The sequence below is a fragment of the Mesorhizobium sp. M7A.F.Ca.MR.362.00.0.0 genome (assembly GCF_004023175.1).
Taxonomy (GTDB): domain Bacteria; phylum Pseudomonadota; class Alphaproteobacteria; order Rhizobiales; family Rhizobiaceae; genus Mesorhizobium.
In genome coordinates this window covers 1-245 of the sequence record NZ_RZTF01001099.1, presented here as the reverse complement: position 1 = coordinate 245, position 245 = coordinate 1, and the positions used below count along the sequence as shown (strand labels likewise).

At 41.6% G+C, this 245-nt stretch carries 1 pseudogene; it reads left to right on the top strand.

From position 1 onward, the window contains the following. Nucleotides 1–245: pseudogene (locus EOC06_RS39275) on the top strand (branched-chain amino acid ABC transporter permease); the annotation flags it as partial.

Sequence of the window (245 nt, the reverse complement as noted above, 5' to 3'; positions counted from 1 at the left end):
GTTGCTGTTATTTTAATGGTTGGTCTTGACTTCTTTGTTAACAAAACTAAATGGGGGATGGCAATGCGAGCTGTCGCCCAGGACAGGGACACTGCATCACTCATGTCTATCAATGTGAATAAAGTTATTTCTGTCACCTTTTTTGTCGGATCTGCATTAGGCGGTGCGACAGGAGTACTATTTGCTGTCCAATATGGGACGATTGATCCTTATATTGGATTCATTTTAGGCTTGAAGGCTTTTAC